This is a genomic window from Tenacibaculum haliotis, assembly GCF_025215075.1.
GTDB classification, from domain to species: Bacteria; Bacteroidota; Bacteroidia; order Flavobacteriales; family Flavobacteriaceae; genus Polaribacter; species Polaribacter haliotis_B.
The window spans coordinates 441,988-464,491 of sequence record NZ_JAOBTH010000028.1; the positions used below are offsets into that span (position 1 = coordinate 441,988).

Genomic DNA, 22,504 nt, shown 5'->3' on the forward strand with positions numbered 1-22,504 from the left:
ATAAATTAAGGAAAATTTAATGTTTTTAACTAAAGAATAATATATCTTAAAATTACAACCTTCTTAGTAACCTATAATATAAAAATTTAAACATTTTAAACGGCATTAACCTAACTGGCATTCTTAACGATATCATTTTAAAAAAATCATAAAAATTATAGAACCCTATTTTATAGAATTTTTTTAACAATTTGAATTCATTTTTTGCGTATTCATAACCGTGACGCCTTCTTAACACTTCATCCATGTTATCTCCTAAACGAAATAACAATACAGTATCTTTTACATTTCCAAATTTAAAACCTTTTAAACATGCTCTAACAAAAAAATCATAGTCTTCAGGGAAAGATTCTCCATCATAACCATTAATTTCATCAAAAACTACTTTCCTATAAACTACTGTTGGGTTAGATATTGGGTTTCTATACTTCATCATCGATATAATATTCTCATGTTTTATTGGTACTTTCCTATCTGAAACAATATTATTCTTATCTCCAACAAACTCTAACAATTGACCACCAACAATATCTAAATTTTTATCTAACAAATACTTAAACTGCTTCTCAAACCTGTCCGGTAATGCGATATCATCTGCATCCATTCTTGCTATAAAATCACACTTACAGTATTTACCACCTTCATTAGCAGCAAATCCTTGCCTCATATTTTTCTTCAACGAAACTATATCAAATACACCTTTGTTATTTACAACATATTCGTCAATTATATTATCTAATTCTATAGTTAAAGGTCCATCTTTTACAATTACTATTTGTGATGGTTTTAATGTTTGGTGAATTAATATACTATCTATAGCCCTTTTAAAAAAAACCGGATTTTCTTTATAATATATTGTAATTAACACTGAAAAGTTAACTTTTAAACTCATTATATTTCTAATTTATATAAATTTTATACTACTTTTAATATGTAAACCCTTTTAAAAAGGATTTATAAAAGTTAACTGTAGACTTCAAATCATTTCTATATCTAAAACAAAAATAAAAAAATAAAAAAAAACCTTTTTTCCCAAAAACCCTTTTAGAATATGCTCCAAGAAAATTTTGAAACCTAGCATCAAACAAATTAAAGCTGCCCGAACTTTCAAATTTATGATTTACCATGTATACTGGGAAAAAAAAAATATTTAACTTTTTACTTAAACAATCTTTAATAAAAATAGATTCTTCACCCCCAATATTAAATCGAGTAGATCCTAAACCAAAATTAGAGTCAAAATATAATTTATTTTCTATGATTTGTTTTTTTCTAAAAGCTATTTCAATACTACAAACATTTTTAAAGTTAAAAAAATTGATTCTATTTTTATAATTTTTATAATTTCTAAATTCAGGTTCACCTATATTAGTTTTAATTTTACCCGCAAATACGTCGAGGCTAGGATCTTTGATAAATTCATTTTTTATTTTATCTATATAGGAATCTTTATACCTAACATCATCATCTGCTATTATACAAATATCTGAAGTTGCATGTTTGATACAATTATTACGATTCATTGACAAACCTTTCTCTTTACATAAAAAGATACTTACATCTTTTCTTTGTTTTAAAACATCTGGTATTTCATACGCTACGTTATTTATTTCCTGAATAGAAATAATATAAGAAACATCTCCTCTTGCTTTTAATAATACAGAAGGCACATTAGTTATATTAGTATTTATAGTTGAAATAAGTATGTCTACGGTCATATTAGAATAATTCTTTTTTGATCTTTAAAAACTCTAGCTCGGATAACACATAAAAAATCCAGAAATACAACATATATGGCAAGTTTCTATTATAATCGTTTGAAGTATTAAACAAACAGAAAACTGTTAAAAATATAATTAAAAACAAACCTAATGCTTTATTTTTCTCTTTTATTTTAAATGATAAAACATAAAACTTTATAATTAAAAATATGTATAATAATATTCCTAAAATACCATAATTAATAAAGGTAGACACAAAACCATTCTCTATCATAAAAGCATTGTAATTTTGAACATATTCAGCTTTGGGATTTGAAGTACCAATACCTTTACCCCAAAAATACTCTATAATATTCATATTAGAAATTGCGTAATTCCAATTAACAACTCTTGCATTAGATGTATACTCATTTGTGTCAAAAAGATTTTCAAACCTTGCTAAAACTAAATCAATATTAATATCCTTTAAAAAAACACTTACCAGGGATCCTAATATAAAAACTACTAACGAGATAAAGAATACTTTATTCACATAGCCATCAATAGCCAAAAATATCGATAAGAAAACTGTAAAAATAAAAACTATTAAAGAGGTTCTACTAAGTGTAAGTGAAACGATAAAAAAGGTAAACAGCAGTGCTACTGGATACAAAAGTTTTAATAAAATTACTTTGTTTCGATAAATCATATATAAAAAAGAAGCCATCCATATTGATAAAGTAGCTCCTAGATTAATAGGATTACCAGTTGTTGACATTAAACGTTGAACGGAAAACCATCTAATATGAGGAATATCCTTTAAGCTTTTTCTATATAATAACTCTAATAGTTCTTGATCCATAAATTCTAAGAACGCAACTAAAAGTGTAACAATACCTTGATAAAAAATAATTTTTATAAAAATATCCAAATAGTTAATGTTGTAATTATTAGCGTTAAAAATAAGCAAAGCCAAAAACGGAAATATAAATTCAAACTTAAATCCATCTAATTTTAAAAATAAAGAACTGGAACCTACCAAATGAAAGAAAACATAAATTACATAAACTCCTAATAAAATTGATTCCTCTCTAATTTGAATATTTTTTTTTACAAAAATATTAATCAAAAACAAAAAAATAGAGAAGACTACAAAAAGGTATTTTATGGATGTTAATATATTCAACGGTACTTTTAAGAAATAATTGATTTGCGCAACAATTATTGACCAAAAAGGAAACAACACGAATATTAGAATCAATATATAAGAATTAATTTTAGCTATTCTCATATAATAATCTATATTTATCAGCTATTATATTAATATCATATTTATTTTTCATGATTAAATAAGGGAGTTTTTTTTCAACAATTGAGTCAATAAGATCAATATTTATTTTTTCAAATGAATCAGATAAAATAAACCCACCTTCTCTATTATTAAATATCTCCGAAATTACACCATCTAATTCACTGGTAATGGGAACACAATTATTAGACATAGCCTCTAAAACAACATTTGGTAAACCTTCTTTAGAGGAAAAAAACAGAAGGGCTTTTGAGTTATTTAAAATATTTTGAGTTTCTTTTTTAGACACAAGGCCAATAAAGTGAATTCTTTTTCCCATACCTGATTCTTTAACTAGATTAAAACATTTTTTAACATAATTGTCATCAAATTCCGAGTTGTCTTTTACATCCTTATAGGGTCCTACTATATTTAAAATAGCATCATTAATATGCGAATAATTATCTATAAAATACAAAATACTTTCGTAAGTTCTTTTTCGTTCACAAACCAAACCTACATAACTAAAGTTTTGTTTTTTTTGTTTTAAAGATTTTAAATTATCTTGAAGTTCAACTCCATTTGGTATTAATTTTATTTTTGAGGCGTCAATATATTTAGAATTTATTTCCTTATTTTTTTTTGATAAAACAACATTAACATTTATTTTTTTTAAAATATAATGCTTTATACTCCAAAAGCTTTTTTTATTTAGACTATCGAAATCATCATTTCCTAAAAGAGTTGTTTTTAAAATCATTTTTCGTTTTAAAACAAACCCTAAAACAAATGCAATGGTAAAAAAACCGTGATAGTGATACGTTGTTATGTTTTTAGTTATCGTTTTATATAAAATGATAAAAAATCTTTTAAAACTACTAGAAGGTAAATCAACTACTTCTATTAAATCGTTTACACTATAGCTTTTGTAGTTGCTGTGGTTCGTGTTAAATATTAATATTTTTTTTTTTACAGTTTTTGCCAAAAGTAACGCTTGCTGAGCCGCACCACTATAACTATCTAATTTATATACGAAATAAGCTATCATTGTTTTTTAGGTAGTTTAATTAGGTTTCCATAATATAAATCTTTTTCTTCAGGATAAAATTGCCCATAACCAGAAGTGGGGTGAAACGTAATTTCACCAAAAAAAATTTTATCTTCGAAAAAATAAAAATCTACTCGACAAAAACAAAAATCAGACGCCAATTTCTCCGCTAATTTTATCATTGATTCCAATTCTTTTGGCTTAGGAATATCATGTCCATTTAGAATTTCTTTAGGCCATAGAATTGGTAATAAATTCCAATTTATATCATAGTTATTTCTCTTATGGACATCTTCTTTATTAAAGTCAACATTAATCATCTCAGCATTACCATTGAAACATTCAAATTTATAATCTTCAATTCTAGTTCCATTGTTATTTATTAATAACTTTTCTACAATTATAAAAGGCTCTATATTTTTATATTGCCACTCTCTTCCTGCCTTATAATAATTGACTTTTAAGGATTTTGATAACTTAGCTCTAATTTCTTTCCAATTTTGACTTTCTTTATTCTTTATTATAAAATACGTTCCACTATCATGGTTTGTTTTTATAATTACCGGGTAATTTGGTAAATTATCAGGAGTAATATCATTAACGTTTTTCGTTGATAGTACTAGTGGTATTAAATACTCTTCTCCTAAAACTTCTTTAATATGGTTTCTTACTTTTAACTTATCTGCACAAACTGTATGTAAAGGGGTACGGTCGTACAACTTTAGCCATTGCAATTTTTCATTTAGAGTTTGAGGTGATTTTAAATTAAGAAATTTATTAAACTTTCTATAATATTGTATTTTTAAAAACATTTTATCTGATAAACAACCAGATATCCACTTTTTAATTTTAACTGTTAAGACTTTCATATATTTTCTTTTTAAATCTTTTTTATTACGGTATATTTTATAATTTTACACTTTTACTATAGGTGAGAAAAGCCATAACTAATCTTGTAAAAACGACCGTTATTGCTGCCCCCATAGCTCCAAAAATAGGAATAAGTATTAATGCTATAAAAAAACCAATTACAGAGTAAACTATTGTAATATTTCTCATCAACCTGTCTTTTTTTAATATTAAAAGTTTATTATTTCCATAAGCAATACCAATGGACAAGAATAAGGGGCTTAAAGCTAGTATATATATATATAGTAAACTATTTTCACCGGTAGTACCAAAAACAAGAGGTACTAGGAATCCTGAAAAAGCAAAAACACATACTGAAAACAATAGCCCTACTCCAATTGTTATTTTCGTAATCATCTGCATTTTAGAGGAATCTTTATTTAAATAAGGAAAAGTTGCATTTCTTATAACATATAAAAAGCTATTTAAAACTCCTATTAATTTAGATGCTAAAGCATAAAAACCAACAAACTCTAAAGGTGCAAAGAACCCTAATAAAAAAGTTGAAAAATTATTATACATGTTTGGCAAGAAGTCAATTACAAAAACATCCCAACTATCTTTTAAATACTTTTTAATTATTTCAATTTTTTGAAATTCAAAAACAACTTTAAACTGTTTTTTAAGTATAAATAAAGATACTATTCCTGAAAAACAGCCCCCCAATGAATTAAAAAGAGGTACCAAAAAAACATCATTCTCTTCTTTTAAAAAAATGAATATTGCTGCAGTAAAAAAACTTTTAGATATAACATTTAAGTAAGTTATATATTTCATATCCTCCATACCTTGAAAAAACCAAATAGGGAAAAATGCTTGACCAACCACAATACCAAATGTGAACAGATAAAGTTTACTATGTAGGCTAAATACGTCTACAAAAAAAACTAACATTAATAACACAATAAAACACAATAACATTAATATTGTTTTTATAGTAATTACACTACCAAATATTTCTTTTAACTTATTTAAATCTTCTCTATGAACAGCTACTTCTCTTGTTGCCGTTAAATTAAAGCCATAATCTACAATAATATTAAAATACATTATTGTAGCTAATGAAAAGGCTAACAATCCGTAATTCTCAGCTCCAACAATACTTATCACATAAGGAATTGTCACTAAAGGTAGCGCCAAGTTAAATATTTGAAGTATTGCTAAAAAAGAAAAATTCTTTAAAACTAGAGAATTAGATTTTATTAGATTTCTTAGTTTATTCATTAAATTAAAATGGATTTAATTACTATTTATGAATAAAGATTTCTTTAACTTTAAATAAAAATCATGTAGAAAAACATAAAATATCGAAAAAAATAAACTCAATAACAAACTTATTATAATTAATAATTTTTTACTTAAACCTGATTTTTCAATTGGGATAAAAACAGGCTCTATTATAGATATAAATGGAGTATTCTCATTAATTTCCAACTGTTTTGTTGCTATTTGCTTTTCAAGCTCTGAACAAACATTAAAAAGTAAATCATATCTAGATCTTAAATCGAGTTGTTTAATTTTAGATCGAGCGCTAGATAAATATTGATTTTTATCCTCGAAAGAGGCTAACGAAATTTGAATATCTTTAAACTCTTTATACTTTTCTTTATATCTTTCTTCAATAAATTTTAAATCATTCTCATTTTTTTCATTTCTTAAAAGCCTTAGCTCCTCTTTTAATATATTCACTGCATTTAAAACTAATTCAGAAGAAGCTAATGCCTGAGGAAAAGATGATTCGATGGTTACAATATTTTCTTTTGCATCATATTTAAACCTCAACACATTTTCAATATTTTTAAAGACATTCATTTCAAAATCCCCATAAACATTAACTTCGGATAAACTAAGAACAGGCTCTTTTTTATTTTTGAAGTCAAAAATAGATTTTATCCTTGAAAAAATAGATTTTGGTAACTCCTTATAATACTGTTTATACGTAATTTTTGAAGTAGTATCATCTCTAGTAATAGTTATTAAACTATTTGCCATCTTATCTAAAAACGGTTTACTCTCAATAATTTTTGAGTAAATTAAAGGAGAAATAACCTCTGTGCTTTTGCTTTTTAAATTAATTCCTGCCAAGGAAGCAACCCCGCCTAATCCAGACAACAATGAATTTTGTTGCGAACTTTGTGGAATAAAAACGATCTTAGATTCATATTTCTTTTCATACAAAAAGAAAGTATAAACTAAAGACACCAAGAAAACAACCAAGAAAATTATTTTAAGAGTCTTCTTTTTTTTATATATTTTTTGTATTAAAAAAGACAAGTCTAATTTATCATTTTCCATTTCTAGCATTTTATTTATCTGTTAAACTCTTTACCAAAACACCCAACGTTGCCAAACCTGTAGTAATTGCAATAACTTCTTGAGTAGAAATTTTTCTAGTATTTTCAGGTTTATTAGGTATTAAAATTACTGAACCTGGTTTTACAGTAGGGTACGATTTAAAAAACAAAAAGCGTTTGGTTGTTTTTATATCTCCATTTGCATGAATAACATAGGCCCTGCTCTTTTTTGCATTAGCTGAAAATCCTCCAGAATTTTCTATATAATGTTTAAAACTCTTCCCTTTTTCGTAGCGAACTAACGATGGTGATAGTACCTCTCCTTCTACTTTTACGGTTTGTCTTTCTGAAGGAATAAACAACTCATCTCCTTCTTCTAAAATCAAATCGAACTTTGAATCTTTACCATCTTGGGCTAAAATTTCATTTAATTTAATACCAATCTTAAAAGTATTTTTTTGTTTTATTTCATTTGATGTGTCGGCTGTTAAACTGTCTTTTTTAGCAAAGTCTGCTATCATTTCTAATTGTTTAACATCTTCTACCTTATTGTTTTTTCTTGTTAAAAAAGCGCCTTCTATATATGCGTATTTTGTTAACCCACCTGCTTGTACTATTAAATCTGAAATTCTTTCATTTTTACCGCCTAAAGAATATTCGCCTTCAAAATTAGCTTCTCCCTTTATAAATACCGTTTTTTGTTTTGTATACCCTTTCAAGTAGCGAACAGAAACAATATCGAAAGGTGCTAGCACAAAATTATCACTAACTGTACCTGCTAAACTACCACTGGCTTTTAAATCAAAATTTTTACTTATTGTTTCGAAACTACCATCTTTTAACCTTCTTGAAACATCAATCGTATTAGCATCAGCTCCATCTTTTAAGCCTCCAGCAAGGGCAATTAAATCTTCTACTTGCATGCCTTGCATAAAATCGAATTCAGCTGCCTTATTAACAGCACCATTAATCGTAATAAATTCTTTTTCTTTTAACTCTTCTTTAGAAAAAACATACACACTATCATTTTCTTTTAATAATAAGCTTTCATTTTTACTTCTTAACGAAAATGAAATGGTCTCTTTATTTACCTTATCGTAAGTTCTTACAATAATACCTCTATCTAAAAAGGCTTCTTTGGTTACACCTTCAGCTTTTGTTAATAAAGATGCTAATGACAAATTTTCTTTATACTCATATTTACCAGGTTGAAAAACTGCTCCCGCAACACTAACTTTATTTAAAAATTGATTAGACACTTTATTTATTTTTATAAAGTCTCCATCTTTCAATTTTTCTTTAGCGAAAGCTACTAACGGAATCTCTACTAATTCTTTTTGCTTTCCATTAATTCTTTCAATAATGATATTTTGTTTGTATGCATCAAAAACAAAACCACTACAATATTTTATTAAATCAACTACTGTTTCTGCTGCTTTCATTTCATATAAACCAGGTCTTTTTACAGCTCCTTCAATAGTTATTATTTTATCGTAAGGTTTAACAATGATAACATCTTGATCTTGCACTGTGATATTACCTGTCTCAGAACCATTGATTAAAAAATCATAAAAATCAAAGTCGGCTACTTTTTCTCCCCCTCTGAACAATCGAATATTTCTAAACGTTCCGTTTTCAGTGGGTCCACCTGCTGCGTATAAAGCATTTAATACGGTAGAAAAACCACTTAACGAGTAAGACCCTGGTACTTTAACTTCGCCTACAATACTTACTTGCACATTGCGAACTTCTTTAATAGAAACAGCCATGTGTACTTTGTTATAACTATTAGACGAAGCGCCAATACCAGCATAAATTCTTTTTAAATAATTCTTTATTTTAGATTTTGCTGCTTTTATAGGTAAACCTACTAATTGAATATAACCAACACCTTGAATATTAATTGCACCTTGCCTATTTACTTTCTTCTCGTAATTAGCTTCAGCAGCACCCCATAAATCAATTGAGAGTATATCTCCGCTACCGATTACATAATTTTCAGGCGTTGCTATATTTAAGTTTGGTGTGAATGTAATATTTGGATTGTTAAAAAAGTCATACCCGAAAAGTAAAGATTCTTTAGGTTCCACCTCTTCTTTGCCTGTCAATCCAAAAAGCAATTGATTACTCGAAGTACTGTTATTTCCTTGCGATTCATCTATATTCGTATTTTGATTATTGGTTGAAGTACCTAAATTTCGAATTCTAGCTTGTAATTTCTGGGCTTGTAGCTCAGACATCCCTCTTGTTTTGGCTATTGACAATGCCTGTTCTAAAGTATACCCTTCTTTTTTAATTTTATCACGATAATTCGCTACTTGTTCATCTGACAAGTTATCTACCTCAATAGTATTCATTTGTTGCTGAATACTCTGAGCATAATTTGTAAAACTAACGAATACGAAAAGAACTATGAAAACACTTTTTAAGACTTCTTTTCTTCCTATTTTATTTGTCAACTGCATAATTTTTAAACCAATTAATGAATTCTTTAATTCCCTTACTTAGTAAGGTATTGGGTTTATAGTTATAATCTTTCATTAGATCATTAACGTTTGCCCATGTTTTTTCAACGTCTCCTGGCTGAATTGGTAGTAGCTCTTTCTGAGCTTCTTTACCTATATTTTTTTCTATTTCTGATATAAAATCTAATAATTTCACCGAATTATTATTTCCTATATTGTATACTTTATATAGCGTCCTGTCCTTTATATCAGATACTAAAACGCGTTCTATTCCTGCTACAATATCATCTATATAGGTAAAATCACGCTGCATTTTACCATAATTAAAAACTTTTATAGGGCGATCGTTTGATATGGCATCAGCAAATAACATAGGAGCCATATCGGGTCTTCCCCAAGGTCCATACACCGTAAAAAAACGCAATCCTGTTGTAGGTATTTTATATAAATGGCTATAGGTATATGCCATTAATTCGTTGCTTTTTTTGGTCGCTGCATATAAACTCACAGGTGTATCTACCTTATCTTCTTCTGAAAAAGGTATTTTTGCATTTGCCCCATATACACTAGAACTACTCGCATATACTAGGTGTTTTATGTTGTTATAGCGAGCGCATTCTAAAATATTTAAAAAACCTACGATGTTACTTTGTATATAGGCATCCGGATTTTCAATACTATAACGAACCCCTGCTTGTGCTGCTAAATTACAGACTACGTCGAACTTTTCTTGTTCAAATAATGCAACTAAAGCTTCTTTGTCCTCTAAATTTATTCTCCTAAATTTAAAGTCACTATACGTGCTACTTATATTTTCTTTATGAAAAGCAGCAGCTGTTTCTTTTTGTACGCCCAATTCTTTTAAACGATCGTACTTTAAATCAACATTATAATAGTCATTAATATTATCGATTCCTATAACAGTATAACCTTTATCTAATAGTTTTTTTGACAAATGAAAACCAATAAAACCCGCAGCTCCTGTAACAAGTATTTTCATGTATGCTAGTTTTGTTTTCCTATTTGATAATATTCAAAACCTTTATCTTGTAAATTGAAAACATTATACTGATTTCTACCATCAAAAATAATAGGAGTATTAAGTTGTTGTTTTATTTCTGAAAAATCAGGAGAGCGGAACTCTTTCCATTCTGTTAACATAATTAAAGCATCTGCTTCTTTTAAAACCTCATATTTTGATTCGAAGTATGAAATACCATCAACCCCTTTTAAATAAAAGTGTTGTGCTTCCTCCATCGCTTTCGGATCGTATGCTTTTATGGTTGCTCCACGTTTTACCAATTCTTTTACTACATAAATAGCGGGTGCTTCTCGCATATCATCGGTACCTGGTTTAAAAGCCAGTCCCCAAAGAGCAAAAACCTTTCCTGATAAATCTTCACCAAATCTTTTTACGATTTTCTCTGCAATCACAAACTTCTGTCGATTATTAACATCTTCAACAGACTTTATTAACTCAGCATTGTACCCGTGTTCTTGGGCAATTTTATTTAAGGCCTTTACATCTTTAGGAAAACAAGAACCTCCGTACCCTGCTCCTGGATAAATAAAACTGTACCCTATTCTACTATCTGAACCGATACCAATACGAACTTGGTTCGCATCTGCGCCTACTTTTTCACAGATATTAGCAATCTCGTTCATAAAAGAAATCTTAGTTGCTAACATTGCGTTCGCAGCGTATTTTGTCATTTCTGCTGAGCGAATATCCATGCTAATAAGACGGTCGTGTGACCTTAAAAAAGGGCTATACAGTTCTTTCATGGTATCAAAAGCATACTCCGATGCTGCGCCAATAACAACTCTATCGGGCTTCATAAAATCATCGATGGCAGCTCCTTCCTTTAAAAATTCAGGATTTGAAACTATATCAAAAGCTATCTCTTCTCCTCTGCTAGCTAATTCTTGTTGAATGGCAACTTTTACTTTATCTGCTGTACCAACAGGTACGGTAGATTTATCAACTACCACAAGTCTTTTAGTCATTTTACGACCTATTTCTTTGGCTACAGACAATACATATTGTAAATCTGCAGAGCCATCATCGCCCATAGGAGTTCCGACAGCGATAAAAACAACCTCAGCATCTCTTATCGCTTCTTCTAACTTGGTGGTGAAAAACAGGTTTTTATTTGCGATATTTTTCAACACCATATTTTCTAAACCTGGCTCATAAATAGGAATAATCCCTTCATGTAGCTTATCTATTTTATGTGAATCAATATCTACACAAGTAACCCTGTTTCCCATCTCAGAAAAACAAGCCCCTGAAACCAAACCTACATATCCTGATCCGACAACTGCTATATTCATTCTTCTTATTATTTAAGCTTATTATTTTCTTTTTCAGCTACCTCCTTACGCAATTCGCTGCTAGAAAAACGATGTTCTCGTTTGTTATAAAATAAGGTGATGCCTTTTTCTTCACAGTAGGTACGCCCTGTAAAATTTTTATCAGTATATTCATCTCCTAAAATGCGCACATCTATTTTAAAAGATTGCAATACATCCTCTAAGTCTTGCTCTGTAGTATACGGCACTATCTCATCAACATATTTACATCCTTTTAGCTGAATGTATCTTTCTACTACAGATTGTATGGGTTTGTTTTTTTCAGGTCTATCAACCGTAGGGTCTGTTTGCAAACCACAAATCAAATAATCGCATTGTTCTTTTGCGTCTTCTAACATTTTTACATGACCCGCATGCAACAAATCGAATGCGCTAAAGGTTATTCCTATTCTCATTTCTTTTTCTTTTTTGCAAATATACTTTTATCCCCTTAAAAATAAATGTTTCTCTCCTGAATTAACCAATGCTGTATTCCTGATATCATGCACAATTTCTATAGATGATTTAGCATCTATTAATCCAAAACCATTTCCTTTTAAAATACCTTTATAACTTTCGGTATGTAATTCTGTAAATCCGCCACTAAACTCAATTTCTTCTCCGTCTACGGTTATAGATCGATACGTTCTTTGTCCATTTTCTAGGACTTGCTTTGGTAATGAATTTTCATCAATTGATAAAAACCAACGTACTCTTGCATTTTCAAACTCTAAATAACCTGCCGACTTATCTTTTTCTCTTAAGTGTACCAAATTTTCTTGCACTTCACCAAAAATCCAAGAAAGCATATCGTAAAAATGAACCCCTATATTTGTTGCAATTCCTCCCGATTTACTTTCATCTCCTTTCCATGAAACATCATACCAATTACCACGAGAAGTGATATACGTTAAATCAATATCGTATTTACCTTTTTTATTTTCAGCTTCAACTTTCTTTTTTAAAGCAATAATACTTGGGTGTAACCTTAATTGAAGTATGGTATTAATACTATTTCCTGACTCTTTTTCGATTGCTTGTAAAGCATCTACATTCCATGGATTTAAAACTAATGGTTTTTCACAAATTGCATCTGCTCCTCTTCGCAAGGCCATTCTTATATGTGAATCGTGTAAATAATTTGGTGTACAAATACTTACATAATCTAACTGTATGTTTTGTTGGCGCTTTATTTTTTCTATGTGTCGGTCAAATCGCTCGAACTCCACAAAAAAATCTGCTTTCGGAAAATAACTATCCATTACACCTACACTATCAAACTTATCTAGCGCAGCTATTAAATTATTGTTCGTGTCTTTTATAGCTCTTAAATGACGTGGAGCTATATATCCTGCAGCACCAATTAAAGCAAAATTTTTCATTATAATGTTTTATCTATTAATTTTTGAGGTAGGAAATTTTTCACATCATAAACGACTCCGTTTTCCTTTTTCAACCTCAATAAATCTACTTGTTTAAATTCATTGTGTGATACCGCTAAAACAACTGCATCATATTTTTTCTTGTATAGCGTATCATTTAAAGTTATGCCGTATATATCTAAAACTTCTTTTTCTTTTGCCCACGGATCATAAATATCAATAGTAACTCCGTAACTTTTTAAAGCATGATACACATCAATTACTTTTGTATTTCTTATATCCGGACAGTTTTCTTTAAAAGTGACTCCTAAAATTAAAATTTCAGCATTTTTAACTTTTACATCTTTTGCTATCATCAATTTTACCACTTCTGAAGCAACATGATTTCCCATGCTGTCATTCAAACGTCTTCCTGATAAAATTATTTCTGGATAATACCCAAACTGTTGTGCTTTTTGCGCCAAATAAAATGGATCTACTCCAATACAATGCCCACCTACTAAACCCGGTTTAAATGGTAAAAAATTCCATTTAGTTCCTGCAGCCTCTAAAACATCATTAGTATTAATATTCATTAAACTAAAGATCTTAGCCAACTCATTTACAAAAGCAATATTGATATCTCTTTGGCAGTTTTCTATAATTTTTGATGCTTCAGCAACTTTAATAGAAGGTGCCATATGAGTTCCTGCAGCAATGACCGACTTATATAAATCATCAACTTTTTTAGCTGTTGCCTCTGTAGAGCCTGAAGTAACTTTTAAAATATTTTCTACGGTACGAATTTTATCTCCCGGACTTATTCTTTCAGGTGAATAGCCTACATAAAAATCTTGATTCAATTTTAATCCTGATTCTTTTTCCAAAACAGGCACACAGTCTTCTTCTGTTGCTCCTGGATATACTGTAGACTCATAAACTACAATATTGCCTTTCTTCAAGACGTTTCCTATTGTTTTACTTGCACTTAATAACGGCGTTAAAATAGGTTGGTTGTTTTTATCTACGGATGTTGGTACTGTTACAATATAATAATCACAACTTCTTATATCATCAGCATTACTTGTTATAAACAATCCTTTTTCATCAGAGTCATTAACTACTAAAACTTCTTTTAATAAATCATTATTAACTTCTAACGTTACATCTAAACCTGATTTTAACTCTTCAACTCTTTTGAGTTTTATATCGAAACCAACCACTGAATATTTAGTCGCAAATAACCTCGCTAAAGGCAAACCGACATAACCCAATCCTATAATTCCAATTTTTGGTACATTCATCATTATTACAACTAAAATAGCTTACGAAATTACAAAAAACATAGACAACAAAATATTATAAACAAAAAAAGTCTCATCAAAATTTGATGAGACTTTCTGTGGGCAATGAGGGATTCGAACCCCCGACCCCCTCGGTGTAAACGAGGTGCTCTGAACCAACTGAGCTAATTGCCCGATTTTATTTTAATTCCGTTCGGTAGGAATGTTGTGGGCAATGAGGGATTCGAACCCCCGACCCCCTCGGTGTAAACGAGGTGCTCTGAACCAACTGAGCTAATTGCCCCGATATTTTTTTTAATTCCTTTTCGGTATGGAATTCTGTGGGCAATGAGGGATTCGAACCCCCGACCCCCTCGGTGTAAACGAGGTGCTCTGAACCAACTGAGCTAATTGCCCTCAATTGCGGGTGCAAATATAGTATTGTTTTAGAAAAAAACAACACTATTCTACTTTAATTTTATAAAATTTCTGCAACGACAAACGTACTTCCTCCTACGTAAACAACATCTTCTTTACTCGCTCTTAGCTTCGCTGCTTCAAAAGCTTGATTTACAGAATCAAACGATTCTCCAATCAGGTTATACTCCTTTGCGGCTTCTTTTAGTGTTTTTTCTGACATGCCTCTAGGAATCGCTGGTTTACAGAAATAATAAACAGCTTCTGTTGGAAATAGTGGTAAAACATCCTTTAAACTTTTATCAGAAACCATTCCTAAAACAATATGCGCTATTTTAAATTTTTCTTTTTTAAGTTGATTTAAAGTATAACTCAAACCTTCTTTGTTATGAGCGGTATCGCATATTATTTTTGGGGCTGTCTGTAAAATTTGCCAACGTCCTTTTAAATTGGTGTTTTTAACAACGTTTAACAAACCTTTCTTTATGTTTTTTGCTGATATTTTAAACTCTTTTAACTGCTGAATAGTTTTTACGGCTGTTTTTATATTGTTGGCTTGATAATCACCTAATAAATCGGTTTTGTAATTAAAATCTTCTTTCGAAGCAAATAGAATTTCAGCATTACAAGCATCCGCTTTAGTGATAAAAACACTTTCCACTTCTTTTTGACGCTCACCAATAACAACTGGAACTCCGTTTTTTATAATTCCTGCTTTTTCAAAAGCTATTTCGGGTAAAGTTTCTCCTAAAAACTGTGTATGATCTAATCCGATATTGGTAATCACCGAAACTTCGGGCGTTATAATGTTTGTAGAATCTAATCGTCCTCCCAAACCAACTTCTATAATAGCAATATCAACTTGTTGTTTTCCGAAGTAATCAAATGCCATTCCTACCGTCATTTCAAAAAAAGACAAGTGTTGTGCTTCTAAAAACTGTTTGTTTTCTGAAATAAATTCAACGACACTCTGTTTACCGATTTCTTCTCCGTTTATCCGGATTCGTTCGGTAAAATTTTTAAGATGTGGTGACGTATACAACCCTACTTTATAACCTGCTTCTTGTAAAACTGCAGCTATCATATGACTTGTAGATCCTTTTCCGTTGGTGCCACCTACATGAATTGTTTTGAATTTTTTTTCAGGATTACCCAATTCATCACTTAAAGCAATACTATTGGTTAAATCTTTTTTAAAAGCTGTTTTACCTTGATTTTGGTACATTGGCAGTTGTGCAAACATCCAATCTACCGTTTCTTGATATGTCATATATCTATTTTATAATCTCTCAACGTTCATTGAGATGACATTTTATTAAAAGCTAGTTATTTAGACAAAGAAAACTTGTAGATAATGGTTCCTCTTTGTTTTGAAGGCGCATTTACTGCTGCGTTCCATTTTGTTCTTAAAGCAGCTTCTTTTGCTGGTTTTAATAAACATGCTGCTGTATTTGTTGATCCTTTTACTCCCGGAATAGCTTTGATTACTTTTCCATTTTGATCAACCTCAATACTTACGACCACTGTACCTTCTTCTTGGCAATCTGGTTTTTGTATCGGTTTAGAAAGTGCAGTTCTTCCTTTTAAATTATAATTCCCTCCAGAACCACTTCCTGAATTTCCATAATATTTACTAGCATTCGGATCACCTTTTTCATTTCCTTTTACACCCGATTTATCATCATCTCCCTCTCCTTTTGTTGCACCATCTTTCGATGTTCCGTTTAATAAACTATTTAACGCATCCGTTGTTTCTTTTGATGGTGTAGGTTTTGGTTTCTTTTTAGGTGTTATTTTTTTAGGGACTTCTTTTACAACTTCTTTTTTTTCTTTTGATTTTTCTATAACCGGAACCTCTTTTGTTGTTTCACTTGTAAGCACTTCTTCTGTTACAGTTTCTTGTGGTATTTCTTTTACGGGTTCTTCCGCTACTTCTTCTTGTGGTTTCTCTGGTGCCGATTGTGATTTTGTTTTTTCAACAGGTTCACCACTACCAACTTCCGAATTTCCGAAATTAATAGCCAATCCGTACTCTATTGGTGGATCTAAATATTTCATTCCGAAATTAAATACTCCAACGATTAAAAGCATCAGAATAACAGCAGTAATAATTGCTGATTTACGTTTATGTTCGGTTTCAAATATTTTCATTTTACTAATTTATCCATGCTGATTTTAATATCCCTCGAAAAACAACTCGAAGTAACATTAAATTACTTGCCTTTTACAGCTAAAATCATTTTTAATTTATTCTTGTTCGCAATATCGATAACTTTCATTACGTTTTTATAAGGCGCATTTTGATCGCCTCTAATAACAATGGTTTTCTTTTTGTCTGCCCCAACTTTTGTTAGAATTGTTCGTTCTAAATCTGCTGAATTCACCTTAGTCTTATCAATATAAAAAGCAGCTTTATCGGTAATGGTAACAGCTACCACTTTACTACTTTCTGTTTTACCGCCTGCTTTTGGTAACAAAACATCAATGGCACTTACTGTAACTAATGTTGATGTTAGCATGAAAAATATTAATAACAAGAAAACAATATCCGTCATAGACGACATATTAAAACTTGGATCAACTTTATTTCTTCCCTTTAAATTCATTAGGCTGGTTCGTTTAATAAATCTAAAAACTCGACAGATTTTGCTTCCATTTGGTACACCACTTTATCAGTACGAACAACTAAATGATTATACGATATATAAGCTATAATACCAACTATTAAACCTGCTACAGTTGTTGTCATTGCAGTGTATAATCCATCAGAAAGTAATTTTATATCTATTTGTCCGCCAGAATTTGCTATTTCATGTATAGCAACAATCATACCTATTACGGTACCTAAAAATCCAATCATTGGTGCAGCACCTGCAATTGTTGCTATTACGGAAACGTTTCTTTCTAATTGATAGACTTCTAATTTTCCGGCATTTTCTATTGCCTTATTAATATCATCTAATGGTTTTCCTATTCTAGAAATTCCTTTTCCAATTAAACGAGCTGTAGGAGAATTAGTATTTGTACACAATGCTTTTGCACTTTCTATCTTTCCGCTTATAATATGATCTCGTATTTGATTCATGAAGTTTTTATCTACTTCTGAAGCTGCTTTAATTGCAAAAAAACGTTCAAAATAAATATATAATGCCACCGCTAATAGCACAAAAAGTAGGCCTATAATAATTTGACCTCCTAAACCACCATCTTTAATTAACTGAAGTATAGATAGTGTTTTTTCTTCGGATACTGTTCCTTCTATATTTTCTTGAATAAATAATAACATCAACTTATTTTTTAAGTGCTTTTAATACTAACGACTCTTTTATGCTTTAATTGTTTAAAAAAATCATCCTGAATATCATAAAGCATCTTTAAAAGAGTACGTTATGTATTCAAAATGATTTTTTTTATTTTACTATACTATTATAAAATGATACTTCTCATTATCACGAAAGCAATTGAGCCTACTAAAAAACCTACAAAAGCTAACCAAGATATTTTTTTTAAATACCAGAAGAAATCAATTTTTTCCATACCCATTGCTACAACTCCTGCAGCAGAACCTATAATTAACATAGAACCTCCTGTTCCTGCCGAGAAAGCAATAAAATGCCATAACGGATTATCAATTGGTTCAGAAAACATTCCTAATGAGGCTGCTACTAAAGGTACATTATCAATTACTGCTGATCCTACACCTAATAAAATAACCACTAAATCAGATACATGAGTTCCTTCTAATTCACTCCCTATTAACGGAATACTCTGCTTTAAACTATCTGCAAAATTAAATAGAATACCTAATGATTCCAAAGCCGCTACTGCCATTAAAATCCCTAAGAAAAACAAAATACTTGGCATTTCTATTTTTGATAAAGATGCGTGAACAGGACTGTGATGTGCATGTGAATCAGACTCTTCGCTATTAATATCTGTTATCGAGAATTTAGATCTACTATAAATTTCAGCAAAGGTAGCAACCACTGCTAATGATAACATCATACCTACATAAGGTGGTAAATGTGTTACGGTTTTAAAGAATGGTACAAATACAATAGCTCCTAAACCTAAATATAACATTCTAGCGCTATGCGGACTTTTACTACCTTCTTCATCATTTTCATCCGATTCAATATCTCCTTTAAATGCAGGTAAAAAAGAAGCGATAAAAGTTGGTACAATCATACATAATACTGATGGTATAAATAAATACGCTACTAACATTTGCGTGCTTACTTTTTTACCAATCCATAACATGGTTGTTGTTACATCTCCAATAGGAGACCATGCTCCACCTGCATTTGCTGCAATAATAATTAAACCTGCAAACCAAATTCTATCCTCTCTTCTTTTTACAATTTTCTGTAAAATAGAAATCAATACAATTGTTGCTGTAAGATTATCAATAATTGCTGATAGAATAAATGCTAAAATTCCAAACATCCACAAAATTTTCTTTTTGCTTTTTGTTTTTACATAATCTTTAATTGTAGAAAATCCGTCAAAATAATCAATAATTTCAACGATAGTCATTGCGCCTAAAAGGAACACTAATATTTCAGCTGTTTTACCTAAATGATGTAATAAAGTTTCTTCAACCAAATGCAGTTTATCAGTATGTGCTAAATCTCCAAACCCTTCTACTAAAGCGTGCTTTGACGAATCAAACCAATTGGCAAAACTATCAACTCCTAATGCTACTAATGCCCAACAAATAGCCATCATTACTAATGCCGGAATTAATTTATCTAACTTTATATTATGCTCTAAAGTAATGGCTAAATACCCCATTACAAATATTAAAATAATAGCTACTTCCATTGTTTTAACTTGTTTTTTATATCAATTCTTTTAATGCTATTTCAAATGCTGTCGAACAAATTTTTGTTTTTGATGCACTTTTTGCAAACGCTCTTTGTAATGCCTTTTTAATAATGTTTGATGTATCATCAAATATTGCTTTATCTTCCATTGGTAAGGCTACTTTAGCTTCCATTAAATAAGCAAAAACTCTTGCGATACCACAATTAGAAATAAAATCTGGCAATAAACTTAAATGCTTATCCGTATATTCCATAATTGGTCCGAAGAAAATTTCTTTATCTGCAAAAGGAACATTCGCTCCTGGAGATATTACCTCTAAACCAGTATCTATCATTCGCTGAACTTGGTCTTGAGAAACTAATCTTGAAGCTGCTGCTGGAACAAATATTTCTGCTGGTAAACTCCAAATTTTACTGTTAATTTCATCAAAAGGAATCATATCACTAGCAACTAATTTGTTACCATCTTTTGCTAAAAATAAATCCTTCATTTCATCCATAGAAAATCCGTTTTCATTTATAACTCCTCCTTCTCTATCAATAATACCAACAACTTTTGCTCCTAACTGCGTTAAATAATATGCTGCTGCTGAACCTACATTTCCAAAACCTTGAACAATGGCTCTTTTACCTTCAATATTTCCGCCGTAAATATTATAATAATGCTTTACTGCTTCGGCAACACCATAACCAGTTAACATATCTGCAACGGTGTATTTTTTAGATAAATCTGGCGAAAACTGCTCATCTTCAATAACTTTAATTACACCTTGACGTAATTGTCCGATTCTGTTAATTTTATCAGCTTCGGTTGGCTTAAAATGCCCATTAAAAATACCTTCTTGCGGATGCCAAACTCCACAGCTTTCTGTAATCGGAATTACATCTTTATCTGCATCAACATTTAAATCTCCTCCTGTTCCGTAGTAATGTTTTAATAACGGAGTAACTGCTTTATACCAACGCTCTAAAACGCCTCTTTTTCTTGGGTCATTTGGGTCAAAGTTAATTCCCGATTTTGCACCACCAATTGCGGGTCCAGATACCGTAAATTTAACTTCCATTGTTTTTGCTAAAGATAAAACCTCGTTCTTGTTTAATCCTTTACGCATTCTTGTTCCACCACCGGCAGCTCCACCTCTTAAAGAATTGATAACCGTCCATCCTTCTGCATCAGTTTCTTGATCTTTCCAATGAAAAACAATTTCTGGTTCTTTTTCTTCGTATATTTTAAGTAAATCTTTCATAATATGTTTTTAATAAATTCTCAACTTTAATTCGTTATAATCTTTAAAATAATCTGTGTAAAATATTCTCACTAAGAGAAGCTAAAGTTGTCTCATTTAAAAAAGTTTTTGTTTATTTAATTTATGTTTAAAAAACACACTTTCACAAAATTACCATAAAAAAATGATAGGTCAAATTTTTTAATTTAAAATTACGATCAATTAAAAATAACACCAGACGAATGATCTTTTTTTGCTCCTGTAACACTTCGCAAACAATTCACCTGATTTTCAACACGTAACACACCTAAAAAAGCAAAAATTAAAGCTTCTTTATAATTAATGAGTTCGGTGGACTGTATTTTGATTTTTATTTCTGCATAAAATTCAATTCTACCCATTAAAAAAGAATTAAAAACACCTCCGCCAGTTATTAAAACGGATTTATTGTTACGTATAATTTTTCCTATTTGAATTGCCGAGTGCTCAATAAATGTTCTTAAAATGATTGGAATATCATGCTCCATTTTATCTATCATCGGAAAAATAGTTGATTGCACCCATTCTAATCCTAAAGATTTTGGTGGATTTTTATCATAAAAGTCCAACGCATTTAATTTTTCTAATAACTCTTTGTTTATTTTTCCTTTGGATGCTATTTTTCCTTTATCATCATATTCAAATCCGAGTTTTTGTACATAATGGTTTAACACAATATTTACAGGGCAAATATCAAAAGCAATTCTGTTTTCATTTTCTTTAAACGACACATTTGCAAAACCACCAAGATTTACACAATTATCATAATTAGAAAACAATAACTCATCGCCAATAGGAACTAACGGAGCTCCTTGCCCTCCTAAATTAACATCTTGCGTTCTAAAATCACAAACCACTTTTTTATTCGTAATTTCAGAAATCACTTTGCCGTTACCTATTTGAAGCGTTATTCCATCATCTGGCTGATGTAGAACTGTATGACCATGAGAAGCAATAAAATCAATATTTTTTATCATATTTTTTTTGATAAATAAATTAATCTCAGTTCCCAATAACTCGCCATATTTAGCATCTAACTTTAGTAAATACTCTTCAGGAAAATGAATTGCAGTTTGCAACTTTTCTTTCCAATAGTCTGTATAAGAAATTGTATCCGCAGTAAGTATTCTAAAGTTTTTATAATCCTTTTTATCAAACTGAACATATACTAAATCTATTCCGTCTAATGATGTTCCAGACATCAAACCTATTACAAAGTAAAAATCGTTATTCATAGTCTGTAAAAATAATAAAAGCTTATTGAAAATATGCTACGAAAACGATATCTTTGAACTC

Annotated in this window: 20 protein-coding genes and 3 tRNA genes; all 23 read right to left on the bottom strand. The window is 30.1% G+C overall.

The genetic code is table 11. From position 1 onward, the window contains the following. Window positions 1-52: 52 nt before the first annotated feature. The 23 genes from N2251_RS11615 to N2251_RS11725 all read right to left on the bottom strand — a co-directional run bounded on the left by N2251_RS11615 (window position 53) and on the right by N2251_RS11725 (window position 22,443). Window positions 53-892: a glycosyltransferase gene (locus tag N2251_RS11615; RefSeq protein WP_260586861.1), complete on the bottom strand. Its 840-nt coding sequence runs from the start codon at window positions 890-892 to the stop codon at window positions 53-55. A gap of 34 nt (window positions 893-926) precedes the next feature. Beyond that, window positions 927-1,718, bottom strand: coding sequence for a glycosyltransferase (locus tag N2251_RS11620; protein WP_260586862.1), 792 nt, complete (start codon window positions 1,716-1,718; stop codon window positions 927-929). Between the two features lies 1 nt (window position 1,719). Further along, window positions 1,720-2,562 (bottom strand): O-antigen ligase family protein, encoded by an 843-nt coding sequence (locus tag N2251_RS11625; RefSeq protein ID WP_260586863.1) that lies wholly within the window; start codon window positions 2,560-2,562, stop codon window positions 1,720-1,722. Between the two features lie 415 nt (window positions 2,563-2,977). Beyond that, on the bottom strand, window positions 2,978-3,748 hold the full coding sequence (locus N2251_RS11630) for a glycosyltransferase family 4 protein (RefSeq protein ID WP_260586864.1): 771 nt from the start codon (window positions 3,746-3,748) through the stop codon (window positions 2,978-2,980). 284 nt (window positions 3,749-4,032) lie between these two features. Next, window positions 4,033-4,905 carry an ATP-grasp fold amidoligase family protein gene (locus N2251_RS11635; RefSeq protein WP_218773232.1) on the bottom strand — a complete coding sequence of 291 codons (873 nt, stop codon included), beginning with the start codon at window positions 4,903-4,905 and terminating at the stop codon, window positions 4,033-4,035. A gap of 37 nt (window positions 4,906-4,942) precedes the next feature. After that, window positions 4,943-6,169, bottom strand: coding sequence for a flippase (locus N2251_RS11640; protein WP_260586866.1), 1,227 nt, complete (start codon window positions 6,167-6,169; stop codon window positions 4,943-4,945). Window positions 6,170-6,184: 15 nt separating this feature from the next. Then, window positions 6,185-7,249: a Wzz/FepE/Etk N-terminal domain-containing protein gene (locus tag N2251_RS11645; RefSeq protein WP_312025120.1), complete on the bottom strand. Its 1,065-nt coding sequence runs from the start codon at window positions 7,247-7,249 to the stop codon at window positions 6,185-6,187. Between the two features lies 1 nt (window position 7,250). After that, window positions 7,251-9,698, bottom strand: a complete 2,448-nt coding sequence (locus N2251_RS11650) for an SLBB domain-containing protein (protein WP_260586868.1) — start codon at window positions 9,696-9,698, stop codon at window positions 7,251-7,253. Continuing rightward, complete coding sequence (locus tag N2251_RS11655; RefSeq protein ID WP_068704751.1) at window positions 9,688-10,704, bottom strand: NAD-dependent epimerase; 1,017 nt, start codon at window positions 10,702-10,704, stop codon at window positions 9,688-9,690. Before N2251_RS11655 ends, N2251_RS11650 begins: the two co-directional genes overlap by 11 nt. 5 nt (window positions 10,705-10,709) lie before the next feature. After that, window positions 10,710-12,038, bottom strand: coding sequence for a UDP-glucose dehydrogenase family protein (locus tag N2251_RS11660; RefSeq protein ID WP_260586870.1), 1,329 nt, complete (start codon window positions 12,036-12,038; stop codon window positions 10,710-10,712). Window positions 12,039-12,046: 8 nt separating this feature from the next. After that, on the bottom strand, window positions 12,047-12,472 hold the full coding sequence (locus N2251_RS11665) for an adenylyltransferase/cytidyltransferase family protein (RefSeq protein ID WP_260586871.1): 426 nt from the start codon (window positions 12,470-12,472) through the stop codon (window positions 12,047-12,049). A gap of 27 nt (window positions 12,473-12,499) precedes the next feature. Continuing rightward, the gene (locus tag N2251_RS11670) at window positions 12,500-13,438 is read right to left on the bottom strand and encodes a Gfo/Idh/MocA family protein (protein ID WP_260586872.1); all 939 of its coding nucleotides are present in this window, start codon (window positions 13,436-13,438) and stop codon (window positions 12,500-12,502) included. Next, on the bottom strand, window positions 13,438-14,721 hold the full coding sequence (locus N2251_RS11675; protein ID WP_260586873.1) for a nucleotide sugar dehydrogenase: 1,284 nt from the start codon (window positions 14,719-14,721) through the stop codon (window positions 13,438-13,440). The genes N2251_RS11670 and N2251_RS11675 overlap by 1 nt, the downstream gene beginning before the upstream one ends. A gap of 99 nt (window positions 14,722-14,820) precedes the next feature. Beyond that, a tRNA-Val gene (locus N2251_RS11680) sits at window positions 14,821-14,895 on the bottom strand. A gap of 34 nt (window positions 14,896-14,929) precedes the next feature. Continuing rightward, window positions 14,930-15,004: transfer RNA gene (locus N2251_RS11685), tRNA-Val, on the bottom strand. A gap of 38 nt (window positions 15,005-15,042) precedes the next feature. Beyond that, window positions 15,043-15,117, bottom strand: a tRNA-Val gene (locus N2251_RS11690). A gap of 61 nt (window positions 15,118-15,178) precedes the next feature. Continuing rightward, window positions 15,179-16,387 carry a bifunctional folylpolyglutamate synthase/dihydrofolate synthase gene (locus N2251_RS11695; RefSeq protein ID WP_260586874.1) on the bottom strand — a complete coding sequence of 403 codons (1,209 nt, stop codon included), beginning with the start codon at window positions 16,385-16,387 and terminating at the stop codon, window positions 15,179-15,181. Between the two features lie 56 nt (window positions 16,388-16,443). After that, on the bottom strand, window positions 16,444-17,268 hold the full coding sequence (locus N2251_RS11700; RefSeq protein ID WP_260586875.1) for an energy transducer TonB family protein: 825 nt from the start codon (window positions 17,266-17,268) through the stop codon (window positions 16,444-16,446). Between the two features lie 62 nt (window positions 17,269-17,330). Beyond that, window positions 17,331-17,723, bottom strand: a complete 393-nt coding sequence (locus N2251_RS11705) for an ExbD/TolR family protein (protein ID WP_260586876.1) — start codon at window positions 17,721-17,723, stop codon at window positions 17,331-17,333. After that, window positions 17,723-18,403 carry a MotA/TolQ/ExbB proton channel family protein gene (locus tag N2251_RS11710; protein ID WP_260586877.1) on the bottom strand — a complete coding sequence of 227 codons (681 nt, stop codon included), beginning with the start codon at window positions 18,401-18,403 and terminating at the stop codon, window positions 17,723-17,725. The genes N2251_RS11705 and N2251_RS11710 overlap by 1 nt, the downstream gene beginning before the upstream one ends. Before the next feature lie 140 nt (window positions 18,404-18,543). Then, on the bottom strand, window positions 18,544-19,941 hold the full coding sequence (nhaD, locus tag N2251_RS11715; RefSeq protein WP_260586878.1) for a sodium:proton antiporter NhaD: 1,398 nt from the start codon (window positions 19,939-19,941) through the stop codon (window positions 18,544-18,546). 16 nt (window positions 19,942-19,957) lie between these two features. Continuing rightward, complete coding sequence (locus N2251_RS11720; RefSeq protein WP_260586879.1) at window positions 19,958-21,190, bottom strand: Glu/Leu/Phe/Val dehydrogenase dimerization domain-containing protein; 1,233 nt, start codon at window positions 21,188-21,190, stop codon at window positions 19,958-19,960. Between the two features lie 197 nt (window positions 21,191-21,387). Next, window positions 21,388-22,443 carry an anhydro-N-acetylmuramic acid kinase gene (locus N2251_RS11725; protein WP_260586880.1) on the bottom strand — a complete coding sequence of 352 codons (1,056 nt, stop codon included), beginning with the start codon at window positions 22,441-22,443 and terminating at the stop codon, window positions 21,388-21,390. Window positions 22,444-22,504 lie beyond the last annotated feature (61 nt).